16 protein-coding genes are annotated in these 19,748 nt (G+C 67.0%); 11 read left to right on the top strand and 5 right to left on the bottom strand.

What is annotated here, in order from left to right; all coding sequences use genetic code 11:
• Positions 1-78: 78 nt before the first annotated feature.
• Both V7S63_RS12795 and V7S63_RS12790 read right to left on the bottom strand, forming a co-directional pair.
• Entirely contained in the window at positions 79-795 is a 717-nt protein-coding gene (locus V7S63_RS12795; protein ID WP_336530490.1) for a ribonuclease activity regulator RraA, read from the bottom strand.
• 161 nt (positions 796-956) lie between these two features.
• Positions 957-1,931: a Bug family tripartite tricarboxylate transporter substrate binding protein gene (locus V7S63_RS12790; RefSeq protein ID WP_336530489.1), complete on the bottom strand. Its 975-nt coding sequence runs from the start codon at positions 1,929-1,931 to the stop codon at positions 957-959.
• 203 nt (positions 1,932-2,134) lie between these two features.
• Here V7S63_RS12790 and V7S63_RS12785 point away from each other — a divergent pair, with 203 nt between their 5' ends.
• The 5 genes from V7S63_RS12785 (at position 2,135) to V7S63_RS12765 (ending at position 7,963) form a co-directional block, all read left to right on the top strand.
• Positions 2,135-2,839 (top strand): GntR family transcriptional regulator, encoded by a 705-nt coding sequence (locus tag V7S63_RS12785; RefSeq protein ID WP_336530488.1) that lies wholly within the window; start codon positions 2,135-2,137, stop codon positions 2,837-2,839.
• The gene (locus V7S63_RS12780; protein WP_336530487.1) at positions 2,832-3,746 is read left to right on the top strand and encodes a dihydrodipicolinate synthase family protein; all 915 of its coding nucleotides are present in this window, start codon (positions 2,832-2,834) and stop codon (positions 3,744-3,746) included. The genes V7S63_RS12785 and V7S63_RS12780 overlap by 8 nt, the downstream gene beginning before the upstream one ends.
• A 170-nt stretch (positions 3,747-3,916) precedes the next feature.
• Complete coding sequence (gene araD, locus V7S63_RS12775; protein WP_336530486.1) at positions 3,917-5,647, top strand: L-arabinonate dehydratase; 1,731 nt, start codon at positions 3,917-3,919, stop codon at positions 5,645-5,647.
• Between the two features lie 74 nt (positions 5,648-5,721).
• The gene (locus tag V7S63_RS12770) at positions 5,722-6,465 is read left to right on the top strand and encodes an FkbM family methyltransferase (protein ID WP_336530485.1); all 744 of its coding nucleotides are present in this window, start codon (positions 5,722-5,724) and stop codon (positions 6,463-6,465) included.
• A 157-nt stretch (positions 6,466-6,622) separates the two neighbouring features.
• On the top strand, positions 6,623-7,963 hold the full coding sequence (locus tag V7S63_RS12765; protein WP_336530484.1) for a nucleotide sugar dehydrogenase: 1,341 nt from the start codon (positions 6,623-6,625) through the stop codon (positions 7,961-7,963).
• Positions 7,964-7,987: 24 nt separating this feature from the next.
• On the opposite strand, the gene V7S63_RS12760 is transcribed toward V7S63_RS12765, so the two are convergent.
• From V7S63_RS12760 to V7S63_RS12750, 3 genes are all read right to left on the bottom strand, one after another.
• On the bottom strand, positions 7,988-9,391 hold the full coding sequence (locus V7S63_RS12760) for a DUF2793 domain-containing protein (RefSeq protein WP_336530483.1): 1,404 nt from the start codon (positions 9,389-9,391) through the stop codon (positions 7,988-7,990).
• A gap of 139 nt (positions 9,392-9,530) precedes the next feature.
• Positions 9,531-10,307 carry an SDR family oxidoreductase gene (locus V7S63_RS12755; RefSeq protein WP_091837431.1) on the bottom strand — a complete coding sequence of 259 codons (777 nt, stop codon included), beginning with the start codon at positions 10,305-10,307 and terminating at the stop codon, positions 9,531-9,533.
• A gap of 38 nt (positions 10,308-10,345) precedes the next feature.
• Positions 10,346-11,035, bottom strand: a complete 690-nt coding sequence (locus V7S63_RS12750) for a GntR family transcriptional regulator (RefSeq protein ID WP_336530482.1) — start codon at positions 11,033-11,035, stop codon at positions 10,346-10,348.
• Between the two features lie 192 nt (positions 11,036-11,227).
• Here V7S63_RS12750 and V7S63_RS12745 point away from each other — a divergent pair, with 192 nt between their 5' ends.
• The 6 genes from V7S63_RS12745 to V7S63_RS12720 all read left to right on the top strand — a co-directional run bounded on the left by V7S63_RS12745 (position 11,228) and on the right by V7S63_RS12720 (position 19,746).
• Positions 11,228-12,487, top strand: coding sequence for an ABC transporter substrate-binding protein (locus tag V7S63_RS12745; protein ID WP_091837435.1), 1,260 nt, complete (start codon positions 11,228-11,230; stop codon positions 12,485-12,487).
• A gap of 159 nt (positions 12,488-12,646) precedes the next feature.
• A complete protein-coding gene (locus V7S63_RS12740; protein ID WP_092156502.1) occupies positions 12,647-13,522 on the top strand; it encodes a branched-chain amino acid ABC transporter permease in 876 nt (291 codons plus the stop codon).
• 7 nt (positions 13,523-13,529) lie between these two features.
• Entirely contained in the window at positions 13,530-16,055 is a 2,526-nt protein-coding gene (locus V7S63_RS12735) for a branched-chain amino acid ABC transporter ATP-binding protein/permease (RefSeq protein ID WP_336530481.1), read from the top strand.
• 37 nt (positions 16,056-16,092) lie between these two features.
• Positions 16,093-17,034, top strand: coding sequence for a 3-hydroxyacyl-CoA dehydrogenase (locus tag V7S63_RS12730; protein WP_336530480.1), 942 nt, complete (start codon positions 16,093-16,095; stop codon positions 17,032-17,034).
• A 37-nt stretch (positions 17,035-17,071) separates the two neighbouring features.
• Complete coding sequence (kce, locus tag V7S63_RS12725; protein WP_100961770.1) at positions 17,072-18,004, top strand: 3,5-dioxohexanoate:acetyl-CoA acetone transferase; 933 nt, start codon at positions 17,072-17,074, stop codon at positions 18,002-18,004.
• A 98-nt stretch (positions 18,005-18,102) separates the two neighbouring features.
• The gene (locus tag V7S63_RS12720; protein ID WP_091837447.1) at positions 18,103-19,746 is read left to right on the top strand and encodes a Na+/H+ antiporter; all 1,644 of its coding nucleotides are present in this window, start codon (positions 18,103-18,105) and stop codon (positions 19,744-19,746) included.
• Positions 19,747-19,748: the final 2 nt, after the last annotated feature.

Raw genomic sequence — 19,748 nt, 5'->3', positions numbered from 1 at the left:
CCGCATTGGCTGCGTCCGTTCTCAACCGCCGTTCGACGGATCGTGCGCCGCCGCCTCAGCGACGGGCGCGCTCTCGGATCACTTCCAGTCCGGCCGCCATCTGGCGAACTCGGCCTTGGTCTCGGCATTGGCCGGATAGAGCCCGAAGATGCCGCGTCCTTCCCGCACCTTCATCTCGACGAAATCCTCATAGGCCGTCTGCTCATAGGCCTCGGTCGCGACCTCGTTGGCGAGATGGGCCGGGATCACGCAGACGCCCTCGCCGTCGCCCACGACGATGTCGCCGGGGTAGACGGGTACATCGCCGCAGCCGATCGGCGCATTGATGTCGAGCGCGTGGTGGTGGATCAGGTTCGTCGGCGCACTCGGCCGGCTGTGATAGGCGGCAAAGCCGAGCGCGGCGATATCGGGGCTGTCGCGGAAGCCGCCATCCGTGACGATGCCGGCGGCGCCCCGCTGCATCAGCCGCGTCACCAGAATGCAGCCGGCGGACGCCGCGCGCGCATCCTTGCGGCTGTCGATCACCATGACATGGCCGGGCGGGCAGGTCTCGACCGCGACGCGCTGCGGATGCTGGGTCCCCTCGAACACGCCGAGATGGTCGAGGTCCTCCCGCGCCGGGATGTAGCGCAGCGTAAAGGCCTCGCCGACCATGCGGGGCGCGTTGGCTGAAAGCGGGCGCACATCCTGGATGAACTGGTTGCGCAGACCGCGCTTGAACAGCGCCGTGGTCAGGGTCGCGGTCGAGACGCGCTTCAGCTTTTCGCGGCTTTCGGGGGTCAGGGCTTCAGTCATTTGTCGGCTGCTTTCAGTTTACGCGGACCATTCCAGAGCGGGTCATCCCGGACAGGCGGCGAAGCCGCGCCGATCCGGGATCCATTCCTGAACCGTTCCGGCATGGATCCCGGGTCGCCCTTCGGTCGCCCGGGATGACGATGGAACGAACGGGGGCAACGTTATTCGATCTTCACATTGGCCTTCTGCGCCACCTCCGCCCAGCGCTTGGTCTCGCTGGCGATATGGGCGGTGAACTCGGCCTGGGTCGATCCGACCGGATCGACGCCGAGCTTCTTGAGCTGCTCGATCACCGCCGGTTCGCGCATGATCGCCTGCGTCTCGGTCGAGAGCCTGGCGACGATCTCCGGCGGCACCTTCGCCGGCGCGAAGAAGCCGTGCCAGGAGCTGGCGTCGTAGCCCGGGATGAACTCCGACAGCGCCGGCAGGTCCGGCGCGACCGCGAGGCGCTTCGGCGTCGCCGTCGCCAGTGCGCGGATCTTGCCGGCCTCGACATGCGGCCAGGCGATGGTGATGTTGTCGAAGGTCAACTGGATCTGGCCGGAGAGCAGGTCCTGCGTCACCTGCCCGCTCGATCGGTAGGGCACATGAGCCATGTCGGTCCCGGTCGCAACCTTGAACAATTCGGCCGCCATATGGGTCGAGGTGCCGGCACCCGAGGAGCCGAAGGAATATTTGCCAGGGTTCTTCTTCAGGAGCTCGATCAGCTCCGGCACCGTCTTGGCCGGAAGATCAAGATTGACCATCAGGATGTTCGGCACGCTCGCCACCTGCGAGATCGGCGCGAAGTCCTTGATGTGGTCATAGGGCATCTTCGAGTAGACGGCCGGGTTGATCGCATGGCTGGAGACCGTGCCCATGGTCAGCATGTAGCCGTCCGGATCGGCCTTCGCGACCGCCGCCGCACCGGTATTGCCGCCGGCCCCAGCCCGGTTCTCGACGATGAACTTGCCGCCGAGGCGCGCGCTCAGCCGGTCGGCCAGGATGCGGCCGAGCAGGTCGGTGGTGCCACCGGCAGCGAAGGGCACCACGATGGTGACGACCCTGCTTCCGGGATAGCCGCTCTGTGCCAAAGCCGGCGCGGCCAGCATGGCGCCGACTCCGGCGAGCAGGCCGCGGCGTGTGATCGATGTCATCCAATCCTCCCTCGTCATTGTCTCATCCGACCGTGCCGTTCCGGCGTCTTGCGGCCGTCTTGCTCGACTCCATAGCACGCAATTCCAGATTTGAAATCTGAAATTTCAGACTTGATGTCGCTTGCGCTTTGTGGTGTCTGATGAGGCAATGGCGACGGCCGAGCGCGAGCAGAATCGCGCTCGGCCACGCCAGAGGAATTGGAATGTCGAACGCGCTCGCCATCGAACCCGTCTCGCCGCATCTGCTGCGCTCGCTGCGCGAGCATGTGCACGAGCGCCTGCGCCGGGCGATCGTCGCCGGGCGCTTCCGCAATGGCGAGCGCCTGAACGAGCGCAGCCTCGCCGACATGCTGGGGGTCTCCACCACGCCGGTGAAGGACGCGATCCGCATGCTGGAAAGCGAGGGCCTCGTTCGCACGGAAGCCCGCCGCGGAGTCTTCGTCGAGTTCTCCGCCCGGCAGGCGCTGGAGATGGCGCTCGGCCGCGCCGCGCTCGAAAGCGTCATGACCCATATCGCCGCCAACCGGATCGACGCCGGCGAGATCGCCGCGATGGCTCGCCTGATCGACGATATGGCCCACGCCACCGAGCACGGCGACCTGGAAGACCTCGTCAATCTGAACGAGGCCTATCACGGCATGATCCATCGCATCTCGGGTTGCGGCTATCTCGAGCGCCGGCTCGACGGCCAGCGCATGTACGACCACGCCCAGCGCATCGCCCTGCTCGGCGAGCCCAGCGAGCGCGCCCGCGGCTTCGAGGAGCATCGCGGCATCTTCGAAGCACTGCGCGCGCACGAGCCGGCAAGGGCCGAGCAGCGCATGCGCAGCCATATCGTGCGCTCCGCCAAGAGCCATGTGCGCCAGGTCTTCGGCGCCGATGCGGAAGGATTGGATTACGATGAGTGACAAGGTTCGCGCCGCGCTGCGCGGCATCTCCGGCGTGCACGTCACCGCCTGGAAGGGCGATGGCGAGGCCGACTGGGCGCTGACCGGCAAGATCGTCGCGCGCATCGCGCAGGCCGGCATCCACAACATCGTCTCGGCCGGCAATACCGGCGAGTTCTACCCGATGACCACGGACGAGGTGGTGCGCAGCCATGCCGTCGCCGCCGAAGCCGCTGCCGGCAAGGCGCTGGTCACCGCCGGCATCGGCCGGTCGCTGCGGGAAGCCGTCGCCACCGGCAAGCTCGCCGCCAGGGCCGGCTGCGACGCGGTGATGGTGCATCACCCGCTCGATCCCTTCGCCGCGCCGCAGAGCCAGGCCGACTACATCCTCGCCATCGCCGAGGCGCTTGATATCCCGCTCGTCGCCTATATCCGTTCGGACGCGATCGGCGTGAAGGACCTCGCCCGCGTCGCGACCCATCCCAATGTCGCAGGCGTCAAATTCGCCTCGTCGAACATCATGCTGCTTGCCGAATGCGTGCGCGCCACGCAAGGCTCGAGCGCCAACTGGATCTGCGGCCTCGCCGAAGGCTGGGCCGCGGCCTTCCACGCGCTCGGCGCCCGCGGCTTCACCTCCGGCCTGGTCAATGTCGCGCCGGAGCGCTCGCTGGCGATCTGGCAGGCGCTGGAGAACAACGATTATGACCGCGCCCGCCATCTCGTCGACGAGATCGCCGGTTTCGAGACGCTGCGGACCAAATACGGCAACGGCGCCAACGTCACCGTGGTGAAGGAGGCACTCGGCCTGCTCGGCACCAATGTCGGGCCGGTGCGCCTGCCCGGCCTGCCGGAGCTGAACGAGACCGAACGCGCCGAACTGCGCAAGATCGTCGGAAGCTGGGGCAGCCAGCGCGCAGCGGCGGAATGACCTCTGTCATTCCGGGGCATCGCGCAGCGATGAGCCCGGAACCCACGACCGGGTGAGCCCCTCATCGAGCGGAAACCGTTTCACCCAGCCGTGGTTCCGGGTTCGCCCCTGCGGACCGCCCCGGAATGACAAGACGTTGAATTGACAAAGAACATACCGAGGAAACGCCGATGTCCCATCCCCGCAAGACGCCCGACACGCTGCGCTCGAAGCGCTGGTTCGGCGCCAGCGACCTGCGCTCCTTCGGGCATCGCTCGCGGGCGCTGCAGATGGGCCTCAACCATGACGAGTTCATGGGCAAGCCGGTGATCGGCATCCTGAACACCTGGTCCGAGATCAATCCCTGCCACACCCATCTGCGCGACCGCGCCGAGGCGGTGAAGCGCGCGGTCTGGGCGGCAGGCGGCTTCCCGGTCGAGATTCCCGTGATGTCGGCCTCGGAGCAGTACCAGAAGCCGACGACCATGCTCTATCGCAACTTCCTGGCCATGGAGGCGGAAGAATCGATAAGGTCCCATCCTCTGGATGGAGCGGTGCTGCTCGGCGGCTGCGACAAGTCCACGCCAGCTCTGATCATGGGCGCCTGCAGCGCCGGCCTGCCCTTCATCTTCGTGCCGGCCGGGCCCATGCTGCGCGGCAACTGGGCCGGCAAAACGCTCGGCTCCGGCGCCGATGTCTGGAAGTACTGGGCCGAAAAGGAAGCCGGCAACATCTCCGACGCCGACTGGCGCGACATGGAGAGCGGCATCGCCCGCTCGCACGGCACCTGCATGGTAATGGGCACGGCCGCGACCATGATGAGCCATGCCGAGGTACTGGGCCTCACCCTCCCCGGCGCCTCCGCCATCCCCGCCGCCGACGCCGCCCACCCGCGCATGGCCGCCGCAGCCGGCAAGCGCATCGTCGAGATGGTCTGGGAGGACCTGACGCCGGACCGCATCCTGACTCGCGAGAGCTTCGAGAATGCGCTCACCGTCCACATGGCGGTCGCCGGCTCGACCAACGCCATCATCCATCTCGTCGCCATGGCCGGCCGCGCCGGCGTGCCGCTGACCCCCGATGATTTCGACGCCTTCTCGCGCAAGGTCCCGGTGATCGCCAACCTGCGTCCCTCAGGCGAGTTCCTGATGGAGGATTTCTTCTATGCCGGCGGCCTCCCTGCTTTGCTGAAGCAGCTCGAAAGCAAGCTCCACACCGGCGCCATGACCGTGACCGGCAAGCCGATCTCCGAGACGATCGCGCTCGCCAAGGTCTATGACGACAACGTCATCCGCCCGCTCGACCGACCGGTCTCGACCGCCAACGGTCTCGCCGTGCTCAAGGGCAATCTCGCCCCCGGTGGCTGCGTCATCAAGCCCTCGGCCGCCGAGGAGCGCCTGCTCAGGCATTCCGGCCCGGCCCTCGTCTTCGAGGATTATGATGCGATGATGAAGGCGGTGAACGACGAGACCCTCGACGTCACCGCCGACCACGTCATGGTGCTGAAGAACTGCGGGCCCGTGGGCGGCCCCGGCATGCCCGAATGGGGCATGCTGCCGATCCCGAAGAAGCTGCTGAAGCAGGGCGTGCGCGACATGCTCAGGCTCTCCGACGCCCGCATGTCCGGCACCAGCTACGGCGCCTGCGTCCTCCACATCGCGCCCGAAGCCTACATCAAGGGCCCGCTCGCGGCGGTCAGGACCGGCGACATCATCAGCGTCGATGTCGAGGCGCGCAGCATCTCGGTGAACCTGAGCGACGCCGAGATCGCCGAGCGCCTGAAGAGCTGGTCGCCGCCCGACCGCGACTATCCGCGCGGCTGGGGCAAGATGTCGGCGGCACATATCCAGCAGGCCGACAAGGGCTGCGATTTCGACTATCTCGTCGGCACCGCGAAGGTGGCTGAACCCGAAATCCACTGACCGGCAGGCTGCTGCGGCTTCACGCCGGCGACGCCGCGCTCTACTGTCGCGCCGGGCTGGCGGCGGGGCGGACGATGGCGGGTTCAGAACCGGGGCGTTTCGATCCCGCGATCGCCTATGACATGCCGACCAACTCGCAGATCGAGCAGGAGCGCTGGGTCTTCGCGATGTGCAATGGCCGCCGCGACGGCCGTTTCGCCGAGATCGGCGCCTTCGACGGCGTCCTGCACAGCAACAGCTATGTCCTCGAAAGCCAGCATGGCTGGAAGGGCGTCTGCGTCGAGCCGAACCCCGCCCTCTTCGCTCGCTTGCGCGAAAGCCGCAGCGCGATCTGCCTGGAACGCGCGGTCTATCGCGAGTCCGGCCAGATCCTGTCCTTCATCCCCTCCCAGGAGATCGGGACACTGGCTGAATTCGCGGGCAATGACCGCTATGCCGACGACCGTGCTCGCGCCGCCGCGACGCATGGGCTGATCCAGGTCGAGACGATCAGTTTCGCCGCAATCGCAACGATGGGCGACTTCGCCGAGTTCGGCTTCGACTATGTCTCGCTCGACACGGAAGGGTCAGAGCTCGATATCCTGCGCACCATCGATCTTGCCCGACACCGCATCGCGCTCTTCACTATCGAGCACAATTTCGTCGAGCCTCGGCGCGAGGAGATGCGAATCCTGCTGGCCGAGGCCGGCTACGACCGCCTCAATGTCGGCTTTGACGACTGGTACTGGCACCCCGCTTTCCTGATCGAGCGGAATCGCGGCGTCGTCGTCGACCATGGCGCGATCAACCGACATTTCAAAAGCATTTTCAAAGACTAAAGCCGAAGGCAGGTAAACGCCTGCCACAGCGGATGGACACCGGGCCGGACCGCATCCCGAAGACCTCGGCGGATGTTGACGCAGTTTGGCAACTCTGGAAGAAGCTCGGCCGAGAAATAGGCCGCTGGCCGATGCTGCCGCAATTTCAGGATGCACCGTGACGTCCCCAGCAGCCCAGCAATTCATTGAACGCGTCGACAACCGCTCGCTCGTCGTCGGAATCATCGGCCTCGGCTATGTCGGCATTCCGCTCGCGCTCGCGACCTTGCGGCAGGGTTTTCGCGTCGTCGGCTTCGACATCGACGCCAGGCGCGTCGACGACATCAATGCCGGCCGCAGTGCGATCAAGCACATCCCGATGGAGCCGATCGCGCAGGCTGTGGCCGCCGACCGGTTCGTTGCGACCGCGGATTTCGACCGTCTGGGCGAGCCGGATGCGCTCTTGATCGCCGTGCCGACGCCGCTGACCAGGCATCGCGAGCCGGATCTGTCCTATGTCGTCAAGACGACGGAGGCGATCGGCCGGCGCCTGCGCCGCGGCCAGCTCGTCGTGCTGGAATCGACCACCTATCCCGGCACGACCGACGAGGTCATGCGCCCGATCCTGGAGAAGGCGAGCGGGCTGAAGAGCGGCGCGGACTTCTTCCTCGCATTTTCGCCAGAGCGCGAGGACCCCGGCAACCCCGATTTCGGCACGTCCAGCATCCCGAAGGTCGTCGGCGGCGATGGCCTCGACGCACAGGCGATGGCGCTGGCGCTCTACGGAGCGCTCGTCGTCAGGACCGTGCCGGTCTCCTCGACGGCCACCGCGGAGGCGGTCAAGCTGACCGAGAACATTTTCCGCGCCGTCAACATCGCTCTCGTCAACGAGCTCAAGACGGTCTACTCGGCCATGGGCATCGACATCTGGGAAGTGATCGAGGCGGCCAAGACCAAGCCGTTCGGCTTCATGCCGTTCTATCCTGGCCCCGGGCTCGGCGGCCACTGCGTCCCGATCGACCCGTTCTACCTGACCTGGAAGGCGCGCGAATACGATGTCGCCACCCGCTTCATCGAGCTCGCCGGCGAGATCAACACCCGCATGCCCTATCTGGTCGTCGATCGCCTCGCGACCCTGCTCGACGTCCATGGCCGCAAGAATCTGAGCGACGCCTCGATCCTGATCCTTGGCCTGGCCTACAAGAAGAATGTCGAGGATACCCGCGAGAGCCCCTCGCTCAAGCTGATCGAGCTGATCGAGAAGCGCGGCGCCCGCACCGCCTTCCACGACCCCCACGTCCTGGTGCTTCCGCCGACCCGCGAGCATCCGACGCTCGCAGGCCGCAGGAGCGTGCCGGTGGATGCCGCCTCGCTCGCCGCTTTCGACGCCGTGCTCATCGCCACCGACCATGACGACGTCGACTATGCGGCGATCGTCGCCGGCTCGAAGCTGGTCATCGATACGCGCAATGTCTGCACACGGGCCGGAATCGAGGCGGACAACGTCTTCAAAGCCTGAGGCAGCGCTGCCGGCGAGGACGGCTCAAAGCTCGGCGCTGAAGGCGATATCGGTGAAGCTGGCATAGGCGCGGCCGAGAGCCGAAGCGCGGATCGTCGCCAATGCGCAGGCATTGGAGCTCGCGGAGATCGAGCGCTCGCCGCCCTGTATGTTGGCTTCCCCGGCGATAGTATAGCTTGTCGTCGGCACAGCCCGCATTGCAGTCGGGAAAGCGAGAAGCTGCTGCGAGTATCCGCTGGCGACCTGATAGCAATCGATGACCAACGACGTACCGGGCCGCCAATAGTAGCGCTCGCAGAGTTGCCGTTCCTGCGTCTGGCTGCGTGCCAGCCAGGCGCTGGGCGCCGCGCCGGTTTCGAGCTTGATGCCGCGGAAGGTCACCGCCCCCGTCGTCGGCGCAAGCTGGACAGTCAGGGTTCCGGTGTCGCCGGCAGCCGGCGTCAATGCGACGAAGCGGCGGCCGCTCCCGGCGGTGATCGTTCCGGAGACGCTGCCGACCGTCACATCGAGGCTGCCGCCGCTGAGAGCCTCGACCGAAAGGCATAGCGGCGTCGATGCGAAGGACGCCACGCCCCAGAGCGCCGGCTCGACGATCTGGCGGATTGCGCCGGAGGTTAGCGTCAGGTCGAAGCCGCTGCTGCTGAGGCTGGCGCCGCCGGTATGCGCCTTCCAGCGGTCATAGCCGAACGCTCCGGCCGCCAATGCGCCGCCGGCAAAGCCGCGCTGATTGATCTGCCAGTCGCCATTGACGAGCAGGTTCGGCCGCGGCGTCTCGTGGGCCCAGTTGCTGGCCGGGAGCGTGACCAGCCCGCTCGTCCGGTCGACGACGAGCGCCTCGGTCCAGCTGCTCCCGTCCGGGCTGACCTTGATCCGCAGCTGGTCGTCACCGGCGAGCCCGATCTCGGCCCGGCCCGACCAGTTGTCCTGGAAGAGCAGGCTCGCCGTGCGCGCCGCATTCGCCTTGTTGAGCTTGAGGCGATGGTCGGTACCCGCGTGATTGAACAGGGTTGCGTCGGCGGAGACCGAGAGCCGGTTCGTCGTATCGGCGGTCGCATTCACACCCCAGAGCGCGGCACCGAGACTGCTCACCGGCTGTGAGCGGCGCCATTCCGTGCCGGTCCAGACATGGTGCTCGGCCTCGTCGCTCACCCAGGCCTGCCAGCCGGAGCGCGGGTCGAGAAAACTCCAGGCGCCGTCCTCGAAGATCGCAAGATCGTCCTGGTGACCGGCGAAGACGCCGGTGCCGCCAGCGGGCACGATGTAGGCGGCGGTCTCGCCAGGCGAAGCCGGCGGGACGGTCTGCGTCCGGCTGGCGACGACGAGATGCACCAGCGCATCGAGCCGCATCAGCGCATCATTGTGTGTGACGTGTTTCTGCGCCTGCCCGGCGGCGAGCAGGGGCAGGCCAAGACGTGGCGTTTCGCTCATGGGACCTCGCTGGATCGGAGCGGCACGCGGGAGGCGCGCCATGCCAGCCGATTATGCGGGCTCCGCAAGCAGCGGGGATCGATTGCGAATCTATCCCCGCACTGGGTCGATCGAGCCGGAAAAACGCGTTTGCAGACCCTCAGCTCAGCATCCGCGTATCGCCGCAGACCGAGATCTCCTGGCCGGAGATCGTCTTGGCGAAGGGCGAAGCCAGGAAGACGATCTGCTTGGCGATGTCATTGGGGTCGACGAACTGCTTGATCGAGACGCCGGCGAAGAGCCGGTTGGTCATCTCGTCATGCGAGACGTTGAGCGAGCGCGCCTTGTTGGCGATTACGCTCTGGATGCGCGGCCCGTCGACCAGGCCGGGGCAGATCGCGTTCGCCCGGATACCGAACTCGCCGAGCTCGGCCGAGAGCGCCTTGGTGAAGCCGATCACGCCCCATTTCGCCGCGGCATAGGGCGAGCGCAGCGGGAAGCCGTGCTTGCCGGCCTGGCTCGAGAGATTGACGATCGAGGCGTTCGTCGACTGCTTCAGATGCTCCACGGCGAGCCGGGTGCAGTTGAACTGGCCGGTGAGGTCGATGGCGACGCAGGAATCCCAGTCCTCCGGCGCGATCTCGTCGACGCGACCCGTCGGCCCGGCGATGCCCGCATTGTTGACCAGGCAATCGAGGCCGCCGAGCGCGGCAAGCGCCTCCTCAAACAGGCGCGCCACCGCCTTGCGGTCGGAGACGTCGCAGACCGAGCGCGTGATCGCCGGATCGGATTCTGCCATGGCCGCGAGTGCCTTCTCGTCGACATCGCAGATATGGACCTTGGCGCCCTCCGCCGCAAAAGCGCGCGCCGTCGCCCGGCCGATGCCATTGGCGCCCGCCGTCACCAGCACGCGCAAGCCCTTGATCGTCAGATCCATCGTTTCCGTCCCTTTTCCTTCGTTCTTCGGCCGACCGGCTACTCCGCCAGCCGCGCCGTCCGTTCGATATGCTCGGCCGCCGCGCTGATGTCCTCGACCAGCGCCTGCCGCGCCGCGGCCGGATCGCGTCGCCGCAGCGCGGCCAGCAATTGCGCATGCGCCACGACCGCACTGCCGCCATCGAGTCGCTTCGGCTCGTGCCGCATGTCGAGATTGAGGATCGGCCCGGCCTTGAGCCAGAGCCGGGAAATCATTTCGATCAGCGAGGGCATGCCCGCGGCTTCGTAGAGCGAAAAATGCAGGTCGCGATTGGCGCCGACCGCAGCGGCGGGGTCCGGGGGGTCCGCCCTGGCGGCAGCCAGGAATGCCGCCTCATGCCGGGCGACCACGGCGATGTGCGCGTCGGTGATCACCTTCGTCGCCTCCTCGGCCGCGAAGCCCTCGACCACCAGCCTGATCCGGGTGAGTTCGCGGAACTGCGCCAAAGTCAGCACCGGCACGCGCACCGCACGCCCCGGCAGGACCTCCAGCGCCTTGTCCGCGGCGAGCCGGCTCACCGCCTCGCGCACCGGCATCATCGAGACGCCCAGCGCCTCGGCGACGCGGCGCAGCGACAGCTTCTCGCCTGGCGCCAATCGCCCGGCGATGAGCAGCACCCGCAGCTCGCCGGTGACACGTTCGCCCAGCGTCTCGTGCTGGAGCGAGCCGACCTCGTCGAGCGCCGACACCTCGCCGAGCTTCCCCGCTCCTGGGGAGGCTGGCCGCGATAGCGGCGCAACTGAGGGCTGGACTCGGGCAACCATGTCTGCCAACCTAACTGTGATCACAGATCACGACAAGCGGTCCGAGACCGCTGAGTGAAGAAGACGATCCACGCAATCCGACGCCGAAGCGCGCGGGAGAGTTCTGGGAGGAACGGAATGTCAGAGCAGTCAAGGATCAAGGGCCTCTCGCGTCGTCAGACGCTGGTCGGGCTCGGTGCGGCGGCTACCGGCCTCGTCGCCAGCCCGGCGGTCATTCTCGCGCAGACGTCGGATGCGATCCGCTTCGGGCATCTGACGCCGCGCACCGGCTTCCTCGGCCCGCTCGGCGAATACGGCGTCATGGCCGCCGATCTCGCCGCAGAGGAGATCAACGCCGCCGGCGGCATCAACGGCCGCAAGCTCGAACTGCTCAAGGAGGATTCGGTCAATCCGCAGACCGCCTCGACCAAGGCCGAGCGCATGATCGAGCGCGACAAGGTCGCCTGCATCATCGGCGAGATCTCCTCGGCCTCCTGCCTGACGATCTCGCAGGTCGCGGCCCGCAACAAGACGCTCTTCCTTAACACCGGCGGCAATTCCGACGCGCTGCGCGGCGAGAGCTGCAACCGCTACATGTTCCATGTCGAGCACCAGAACTCGATGTATGTGAAGAGCGCCGGCCGCTCGCTGCTGGCGCAGGGGCTGGTCAAGGGCAAGAAGTGGTTCTCGCTCACTGCCGACTACGCCTTCGGCCATGACCTCAGCAAGGTCGCCAAGCGCTTCATGGAGGCCAATGGCGGCCAGTTCGCCGCCGACAAGCTGGTGCCGACCGACGCGACCGACTTCTCGGCGCTGCTGCTGGAGATCCGGGCCGCCAAGCCAGACCTCGTCATCTCCAACCTCGCCGGCAACCAGATCACCAACTTCCTCAAGCAGTATTCCGAATTCGGCCTGACCTTCCCGGTCGCCGGCTTCGGCTTCGACACCGCCCTCGCCTGGGCCGCCGGCAAGGACAATTTCGGCGGGATCTGGCCCTGCGTCTGGCATCATCTGATCGACACGCCCTCGAGCAAGACCTTCGTCGCCGCCTTCACCAAGAAATACGGCAAGCCGCCGGAGAACCAGGCCTGGGGCGACTATGTCGGCGTCAAGGTGATGGCCCAGTCGATGAACGAGCTGAAGTCGACCGACACCGCCAAGATCCTCGAGCATCTCGAGAAGGGCGCGAAGTTCGACGTGATGAAGCCGCGCCAGGGCTATTTCCGCGCTTCCGACCACCAGCTGATCAGCGAGATGTACACGATCACCGCCCTGCCGGCGGCGCAGGTCAAGAACCAGTGGGACCTCTTTACCTCCTCGGCCCCGGTGCCCGGCCCGAACGAGGACATGGAGGTGATCGCCACCCAGGGCGACGAAGCCGTCTGCAAGATGAGCTGAGCTGCTCGCTCAAACTACCTTGTCATCCCGGACAAGCCGCGTAGCGGCGATGATCCGGGATCCATTCCGGAACGCTTCAGGAATGGATCCCGGGTCTCCCCTGCGGTCGCCCGGGATGACGACTCACGAGCCAGAACAGACGTTTGCAAAGGCCATCCCTTGCTCACCCTCTTTATCCAGCAGGTGCTGAACGGGCTGCTCGACGGGGTCTATTACCTCCTGATCGCGCTCGGCCTGTCGCTGATCTTCTCCCTCGGCGGCATCGTCAACCTGGCGCATGGCGCCTTCTATGCGATCGGCGCCTATCTCACGATCGTGCTCGCACCCCATATCGGCTTCGGCGGCGCCATCATCGCCTCCCCGGTGCTGGTCGCGCTGATCGGCATCGTCATCGAGCGCGGGCTGTTCCAGCGCTTCTATCGCTCCGACCCGATCCTCTCGCTGCTGCTCACCTTCGGCCTCGCCATGGTCGCCGAGCAATCGCTGCGCATGATCTTCGGCGCGCCGCCGCTTTCGTTCTCGATCCCACCGGCGCTGCGCGGCCAGCTCTTCATCGGCGACTTCATCTATTCGCGCTATCGCGCCCTGCTGATCCTGATTGCGGCCGCCTGCGTCCTCGGCCTCTGGTTCCTGCTGCAGCGCACCGCCTTCGGCCGCGTCGTCCGCGCCGGCGTGCAGAACCCCGACATGGTCGGCGCGCTCGGCATCTCCCTGCAGCCCTACATGATGACGGTCGCCGGCATCGGCATCGGCCTGGCCGGCCTCGCCGGCGTGCTGCTCGCGCCGATCTATTCGATCCATCCGGCCATGGGCCAGGAGATCATCACCCCGGCCTTCGTCGTCGTCGTCATCGGCGGTCTCGGCTCCTTCTGGGGCGTCGTCGTCGCCGCCCTGATGGTCGGGCTGGTCAAGGGCATCACCATCGGCCTCGGCCTGACGCAATGGTCGACCGCGGTGATCTACCTGATGATGCTGCTCGTCCTGCTCTTCCGTCCGCGCGGCCTGTTCGGCGAGCGCATCCAGCGCTTCGAGTGAGGCCGACATGACCAGCTTCCAGCGCGACTATCTCCCGCTCGCCATCGCCGCCATCGGCCTCAGCCTGCTGCCTTCGCTGATGCATGCGGTCGGGCTCGGCACGACATCAGCAACAGAGGTCGTCGTCTTCGCCATCGCCTGCATGGCGCTCAACGTGCTGGTCGGCACCACCGGACTGGTTTCCTTCGGCCATGGCGCCTGGTTCGGCATCGCCGCCTATGCCGCCGGCCTGATCCAGCGCAACTGGCTGCCGGGCCAGTTCGCCTTGCCGATCCTGCTCGCGGTCGCGCTCGTCGCTTTGATCGCGTTTGCCTTCGGCGCGCTGATCCTGCGCCGCCGCGGCGTCTATTTCTCGCTGCTGACGCTGGCGCTTGCTGCGATGATCTATTCGGTCGCCTTCCGCTGGACTTCGGTTACCGGCGGCGAGGATGGCCTAGGCGGCATCAAGCGCCCGCTCTTCGCCGGCATCGATTTCGAGATCGCCCTGCCCTTCTACGTGCTGGTGGCGACGATCGGCTTCGCCGTGGTCTATGGCCTCTGGCGCTTCCATCGCTCGCCGGTCGGCACCGTCCTCGTCGCGATCCGCGAGAACGAGCAGCGCGCCCGCTTCCTCGGCTATGCCACTAACCGCTACAAGCTCGTCGCCTTCACCGTTTCGGCGGCGCTGACCGGCCTTGCCGGCACGCTCCTCCTCTTCAACAACCGCATGACCTCGGCCGAGCCGATCTCGGTCGCCTTCTCCGGCGAATTGCTGGCCATGGTGGTGATCGGCGGCATGCGTTCCTTCCTCGGGCCGGCGCTGGGCGCGCTTTTCTTCGTCGTCTTTCGCGACCTGCTCTCCAGCGTCACCGAGAATTGGCTGTTCTGGTTCGGCCTGCTCTTCGTCGCCTTCATCGTCTTCTCGCCGGACGGCCTCGTCGGCGTCGGCCAGCGCCTGCTGAAGCCTTTCCGCAAGCAGGCCACAGAGGACGCGGCGATGTCCGCCCGCAAGGCCGGCGCGGTCGAGCTTCCCGCCTTCATGAAGCCGCAGGATACCGGCGACGGCACGATCCTGACCGCGACCGGCCTCGCCAAGAGCTTCGGCGGCATCAAGGCGGTCGAGAACGTCGATATCACCATGCGCGACCGCAAGCTGCATGCGCTGATCGGCCCGAACGGCGCCGGCAAGACCACCGCCTTCAACCTGATCTCCGGCATGTTCGCGCCCGATCGCGGCGATGTCCGCCTGCGGGAGCGAAATATTGCCGGCCTCTCGCCCGAGGCGATCACGCGGGCCGGCATCGGCCGCGCCTTCCAGATCACCAACCTGTTTCCGACCCTTTCGGTCGCCGAGAATGTCCGCCTCGCCGTGCAGGCAAGGGCGCCGGAGCGCTTCGGCTTCTGGCGTTCGGCCGGCGCGCTTGGCCAGGTCAACGATGAGACCCGCCAGGTCGTCTCGACCATGGGGCTCTCCGGCATCGAACAGGCCGAGGCCGGCTCGCTGAGCTATGGCGGCCAGCGCCTGCTCGACATGTCGCTCGCGCTCGCCACCAGCCCGCGTGTGCTCCTGCTCGACGAACCGCTCGCCGGTCTCGCCGCGGCCGAGCGCGAGCGCGTCGGCAACCTGATCAAGTCGATCTCGACCGACCTGCCGGTTCTGCTCGTCGAGCACGACATCGACCGCGTCTTCGCCATCGCCGACCATGTGACGGTGATGAACGAGGGTTCGGTGTTGGTCGACGGCACGGTCGAGGACGCTCGCTCCTCGCCCAAGGTGCAGGAGGTCTATATCGGCTCCGGCGCCCACGCGCTGGCCGAAAAGCCGCGCGAAAGCGCCGCCGGCGACAAGGTCCTGCTTGGTCTGAATGAGGTCGACACCTTCTACGGCAAGAGCCATATCCTGCGGGACGTCAGCTTCGGCGTGCACGAGAACGAGATCGTCGCTTTGCTCGGCCGCAACGGCGCCGGCAAGTCGACCCTGCTCAAGACCATCACCGGCATCGCCCCGCCGGCTTCCGGCACGATCAGCCTCGCCGGCAGCGATATCGCCCGCCTGCCGCCGGCCCAGATCGCCCGCGCGGGCGTGGCTTACGTCCCGCAGGGACGCGGCCTCTTCGCCGGCATGAGCGTCAAGGACAATATGGAGCTCGGCCGCCTGCGCCGCCGCACCGGCAACGGCACCCATTGGGAGGACGAGAAGATCTTCGCCTTCTTCCCGCGCATCAAGGAGCGCTGGCAGTCGCCCGCCGACTATCTCTCCGGCGGCGAGCAACAGATGGTCGCGGTCGCCCGCGCCCTCTCCGGCGACACCAGGGTGCTTCTGCTCGACGAGCCCTTCGAGGGCCTGGCGCCGGCCGTGGTCGAGGAATTGTTCGAGGCCTTCGACAAGCTGCGCAAGGAGATCGCCATCGTCATCGTCGACCACCATCTCGACCTGGCGCTGGCGCTCTCCGACCGCACCGTCGTCCTCGAGCGCGGCCAGGTCACCCATATCGGACCATCCCGCGCCCTCAGCCAAGACCTTGCGCTGCGGCGGCAGGTGCTGTGGCTTTGAACGAGCCTTCTTTTTCGACTGCCATGGACAGGATCGCATGACCAAGATCGCCATCGTCGGCTCGGGCCTGATCGGCCGCGCCTGGGCCACCGTCTTCGCCAGCCATGGCTTCGAGGTCGCGCTGCACGATGTGAAGCCGGAAGCCGCCAAGGCCGCCCGCACCCATATCGGCAAGAACCTTCGGGAACTCGCCGGCCACGGTCTCGTCGACGACCCCAAGGGCGCGCTCGCCCGCATCCGTGTCGCCAAGGATCTTGCAGATGCGCTGCAGGGCGTCGCGCTGGTGCAGGAGAACGGGCCGGAGACGGTCGAAGCCAAGCGCGAACTCTTTGCCCAGATGGACGCGATCGCTCCGGCCTCGGCGATCCTGGCCTCCTCGACCTCCTTCATCATGGCCTCGACCTTTTCGGAAGAGCTGAAAGGCCGCGCCCGCTGCCTCGTCGCCCATCCGGTCAACCCGCCGCATCTGGTGCCGATCGTCGAGCTCGCGCCGGCGCCCTGGACCGATCCAAAGGTCGTCGCCAGGGCCAAGCGCCTTTACGAGCAGGCCGGCCAGGTCGCGATCATGCTGCGCAAGGAGAAGCCAGGCTTCGTGCTCAACCGGCTGCAGGCGGTACTGCTGGCCGAAGCCTTCCGCCTCGTCGGCGAGGGCGTCGTCAGCGCCGAGGATGTCGACAAGACCATCCGCGATGGGCTCGGCCTGCGCTGGTCGTTCATGGGTCCGTTCGAGACGATCGAGCTCAATGCGCCGGGCGGGATACCCGACTACTGCGCACGCTATTCGGAATCGCTCGACCGCATGGTCAAATCCTCGGAGGGGCTCGGCAACCCGTTCAAGCCGGAGACGGTCGCCGAGGTGATGCGCGAATGGCGCGGTGCGCAGGAAGCCACCCGCGTCAAGCGCCTGAGCGACTGGCGCGACGGCCGCCTCGCCGCCCTGCAGGCGCACAAGCGCGCGGCGAAGCGCAAGCCGGCGTGAGTTCATGATTTAGGGATCAGCGAAGGACTAAAATCGCATGGCCAAGAACCGCAAAGTCATCATCACCTGCGCCGTCACCGGCGCGATCCACACCCCCTCGATGTCGCCCTATCTGCCGGTGACGCCCGACGAGATCATCGATGCCGCCGTCGGCGCCGCCGAGGCCGGCGCGGCGCTGGTCCATGTCCACGCCCGCAACCCGAAGACCGGCCAGCCCGACCAGTCGCCCGAGGCCTTCGAGCCCTTCCTCAAGGTGATCAAGCAGCGCTCCAACTGCGTCATCAACATCACCACCGGCGGCGCCCCGACCATGCTGGTCGAGGAGCGCCTCAAGCCCTGCGCCCATTTCAAGCCCGAGGTCGCCTCGCTCAACATGGGCTCGATGAATTTCGGGCTCTACCCGATGCTGAACCGCTTCAAGGAGTTCAAGCACGACTGGGAGCGGCCCTATCTCGAAGGCTCTGACGACCGCGTCTTCAAGAACACCTTCAAGGACATCGCCAACATCCTGACCACCTGCGCCGAGAACGGCACGCGCTTCGAGATCGAGTGCTACGACATCGGCCATCTCTACACGCTGGCCCATTTCGTCGACCGCGGCCTGGTGAAGCCGCCCTTCTTCGTCCAGTCGGTCTTCGGCCTGCTTGGCGGCATCGGCCCGCATCCCGAGGACGTCGCCCATATGAAGCGCACCGCCGACCGGCTCTTCGGCGACGACTATCACTGGTCGGTGCTCGGCGCCGGCCGGCACCAGCTCCCGATCGCGGCGATGGCGGTCGCGATGGGCGGCAACCTGCGCGTCGGCCTGGAAGACTCGCTCTGGCTCGGCCCCGGCCAGCTCGCCAAGTCGAACGCCGACCAGGTCCGCGCCGCGCGCAAGATCATCGAGGGCCTCGGCCTGGAGATCGCGACGCCGGACGATGCCCGCGAGCAGCTCCAGCTCAAGGGCGCCGACAAGGTCAATTTCTGAGATTGCGTTATCCCGGCCCTGGTGAGCTTGGCTCGCCGGAAACCGGACGATAAACCTCGCGGCCGACCCCAGAGCGAACCGGGCCGGCCGCGGAACCGATGCAGATCTTCACCTTCATCCTGATCCTGGTCATGGCCGTGGTGGCTTCGCAGCCGCTGACCCGGCTGTTCAGGATCATTCCGCTGCCGATCGTCCAGATCGCGCTCGGCGCCGCCCTCGCCTGGCCGACCGCCGGCTTCCATCCTCATATCGATCCAGAGCTCTTCCTCCTGCTCTTCATCGCCCCGCTGCTCTTCGTCGACGCCTGGGAGGCGCCGAAGCGCGAGTATCGCAAGCTGCTCCGGCCGATCCTGTCGCTCGCCTTCGGCCTGGTCTTCTTCACCACCCTGTTCGGTGGGCTTGCCCTGCACTGGCTGGTGCCGTCCATGCCGCTGCCCGTCGCTTTCGCGCTCGCCGCCGTGCTCTCGCCGACCGATGCGGTCGCCGTCTCCGCCATCGTCGACAAGGAGAGCGTACCGAAGAACCTGATGCATATTCTCGAAGGGGAATCCCTGCTCAACGACGCCTCGGGCCTGGTGATCTTCCGCTTCGCCGCCGCGGCCGCCCTGACCGGCAGCTTCTCGCTCTGGCAGATTTCGCTCGCCTTCCTCCTCGCCGTCGCCGGCGGTGTCGCCGCGGGTTTGCTCGCGGTCGTGGTCGTATCCTGGGCGCTGAAGCTGCTGGCGAAATTCGATCGGATCGCGCCGGAGGCACAGGTTCTGGTCGTGATGTTCCTGCCTTTCGCGGCTTTCCTCGCGGCAGAGGCCGTCCACGCCTCGGGCGTTCTCGCCGCCGTGGTCGCAGGCCTCACCGTCGGGCGCACGCGCACCGCCAACCAGCTCAGCGTCTCCGCCTATATGCTCGCCCATTCCTTCTGGACGATGCTCGCCTTTCTGCTCAACGGCACGCTCTTCGTACTGCTCGGCCTGCAATTGCCGGCGATCATCCGCACCGTCCCGCCGGTCCTCATCGGCACGCATTGGCTCTGGCAGCCGCTCGGCATCATCGGCGCCCTGACGCTCTGCCTGATCCTGCTGCGCTTTGTCTGGATCAGCGCCGCCATCGCGCTGAGCCGCATCGTCAGCCGGCACCTTCGCCTGGAGCAGTTCCACACTACGTTGCGCACGCGGCTGGCCGGCTCGATTGCCGGCGTGCGTGGCGCGGTCACGCTTGCCGGCGTGCTGTCATTCCCGGTGCTGGCGCTCGACGGCTCACCCTTTCCGGGGCGCGACGTCGCGATCTTCCTGGCCGCCGGCGTGATCCTGCTCTGGCTGGCGATCGCCAGCCTCGGCCTGCCGCCGATCGTGCGCGGGCTCGCCGCCGGCCAGGGGGCTGCTCACGCCACCGAGATGCGGCGGGCACGGATCACGGCGACCGAAGCCGCAATCGCACGGCTGGAAGGCGTTGCCCATCGCGGCGGCACCGATGGCGCCGCGACCGTCGACCAGGCGGTGGCGGAAGGGCTGATCGCGACCTATCGGCGGCGCCTCGCGCTGCTCGACGACGGCAGGACGCCGCGCGAGGAGGCGGTGGCGCTGCAGCGGGCTGAGAGCGCCTTGCGCCACACCGCCCTGGCGGCAGAGCGCGAGGCCTTGCGTGACCTGCTCAGGAGCGGCGCGATCGACGATGCGACCTTCAACGCGCTCGCGCACGAACTCGTCCTGCACGATGTGCTGGCCGAGTCGAAGGCCGGGTCACACTGACA

Origin of the sequence: Allobosea sp. CCNWLY174 (genome assembly GCF_037120455.1) — a bacterium.
Taxonomy (GTDB): Bacteria; Pseudomonadota; Alphaproteobacteria; order Rhizobiales; family Beijerinckiaceae; genus Allobosea; species Allobosea lupini.
This window is presented reverse-complemented; position numbering and strand designations above follow the sequence as displayed.

What these genes read in the sequence shown, in the direction of transcription:
- V7S63_RS12795 (WP_336530490.1), bottom strand. Translation starts at nt 795, where the DNA reads ATGACTGAAGCCCTGACCCCCGAAAGCCGCGAAAAGCTGAAGCGCGTC.
- V7S63_RS12790 (WP_336530489.1), bottom strand. Translation starts at nt 1,931, where the DNA reads ATGACATCGATCACACGCCGCGGCCTGCTCGCCGGAGTCGGCGCCATG.
- V7S63_RS12785 (WP_336530488.1), top strand. Translation starts at nt 2,135, where the DNA reads ATGTCGAACGCGCTCGCCATCGAACCCGTCTCGCCGCATCTGCTGCGC.
- V7S63_RS12780 (WP_336530487.1), top strand. Translation starts at nt 2,832, where the DNA reads ATGAGTGACAAGGTTCGCGCCGCGCTGCGCGGCATCTCCGGCGTGCAC.
- araD (WP_336530486.1), top strand. Translation starts at nt 3,917, where the DNA reads ATGTCCCATCCCCGCAAGACGCCCGACACGCTGCGCTCGAAGCGCTGG.
- V7S63_RS12770 (WP_336530485.1), top strand. Translation starts at nt 5,722, where the DNA reads ATGGCGGGTTCAGAACCGGGGCGTTTCGATCCCGCGATCGCCTATGAC.
- V7S63_RS12760 (WP_336530483.1), bottom strand. Translation starts at nt 9,391, where the DNA reads ATGAGCGAAACGCCACGTCTTGGCCTGCCCCTGCTCGCCGCCGGGCAG.
- V7S63_RS12755 (WP_091837431.1), bottom strand. Translation starts at nt 10,307, where the DNA reads ATGGATCTGACGATCAAGGGCTTGCGCGTGCTGGTGACGGCGGGCGCC.
- V7S63_RS12745 (WP_091837435.1), top strand. Translation starts at nt 11,228, where the DNA reads ATGTCAGAGCAGTCAAGGATCAAGGGCCTCTCGCGTCGTCAGACGCTG.
- V7S63_RS12735 (WP_336530481.1), top strand. Translation starts at nt 13,530, where the DNA reads ATGACCAGCTTCCAGCGCGACTATCTCCCGCTCGCCATCGCCGCCATC.
- V7S63_RS12730 (WP_336530480.1), top strand. Translation starts at nt 16,093, where the DNA reads ATGACCAAGATCGCCATCGTCGGCTCGGGCCTGATCGGCCGCGCCTGG.
- kce (WP_100961770.1), top strand. Translation starts at nt 17,072, where the DNA reads ATGGCCAAGAACCGCAAAGTCATCATCACCTGCGCCGTCACCGGCGCG.
- V7S63_RS12720 (WP_091837447.1), top strand. Translation starts at nt 18,103, where the DNA reads ATGCAGATCTTCACCTTCATCCTGATCCTGGTCATGGCCGTGGTGGCT.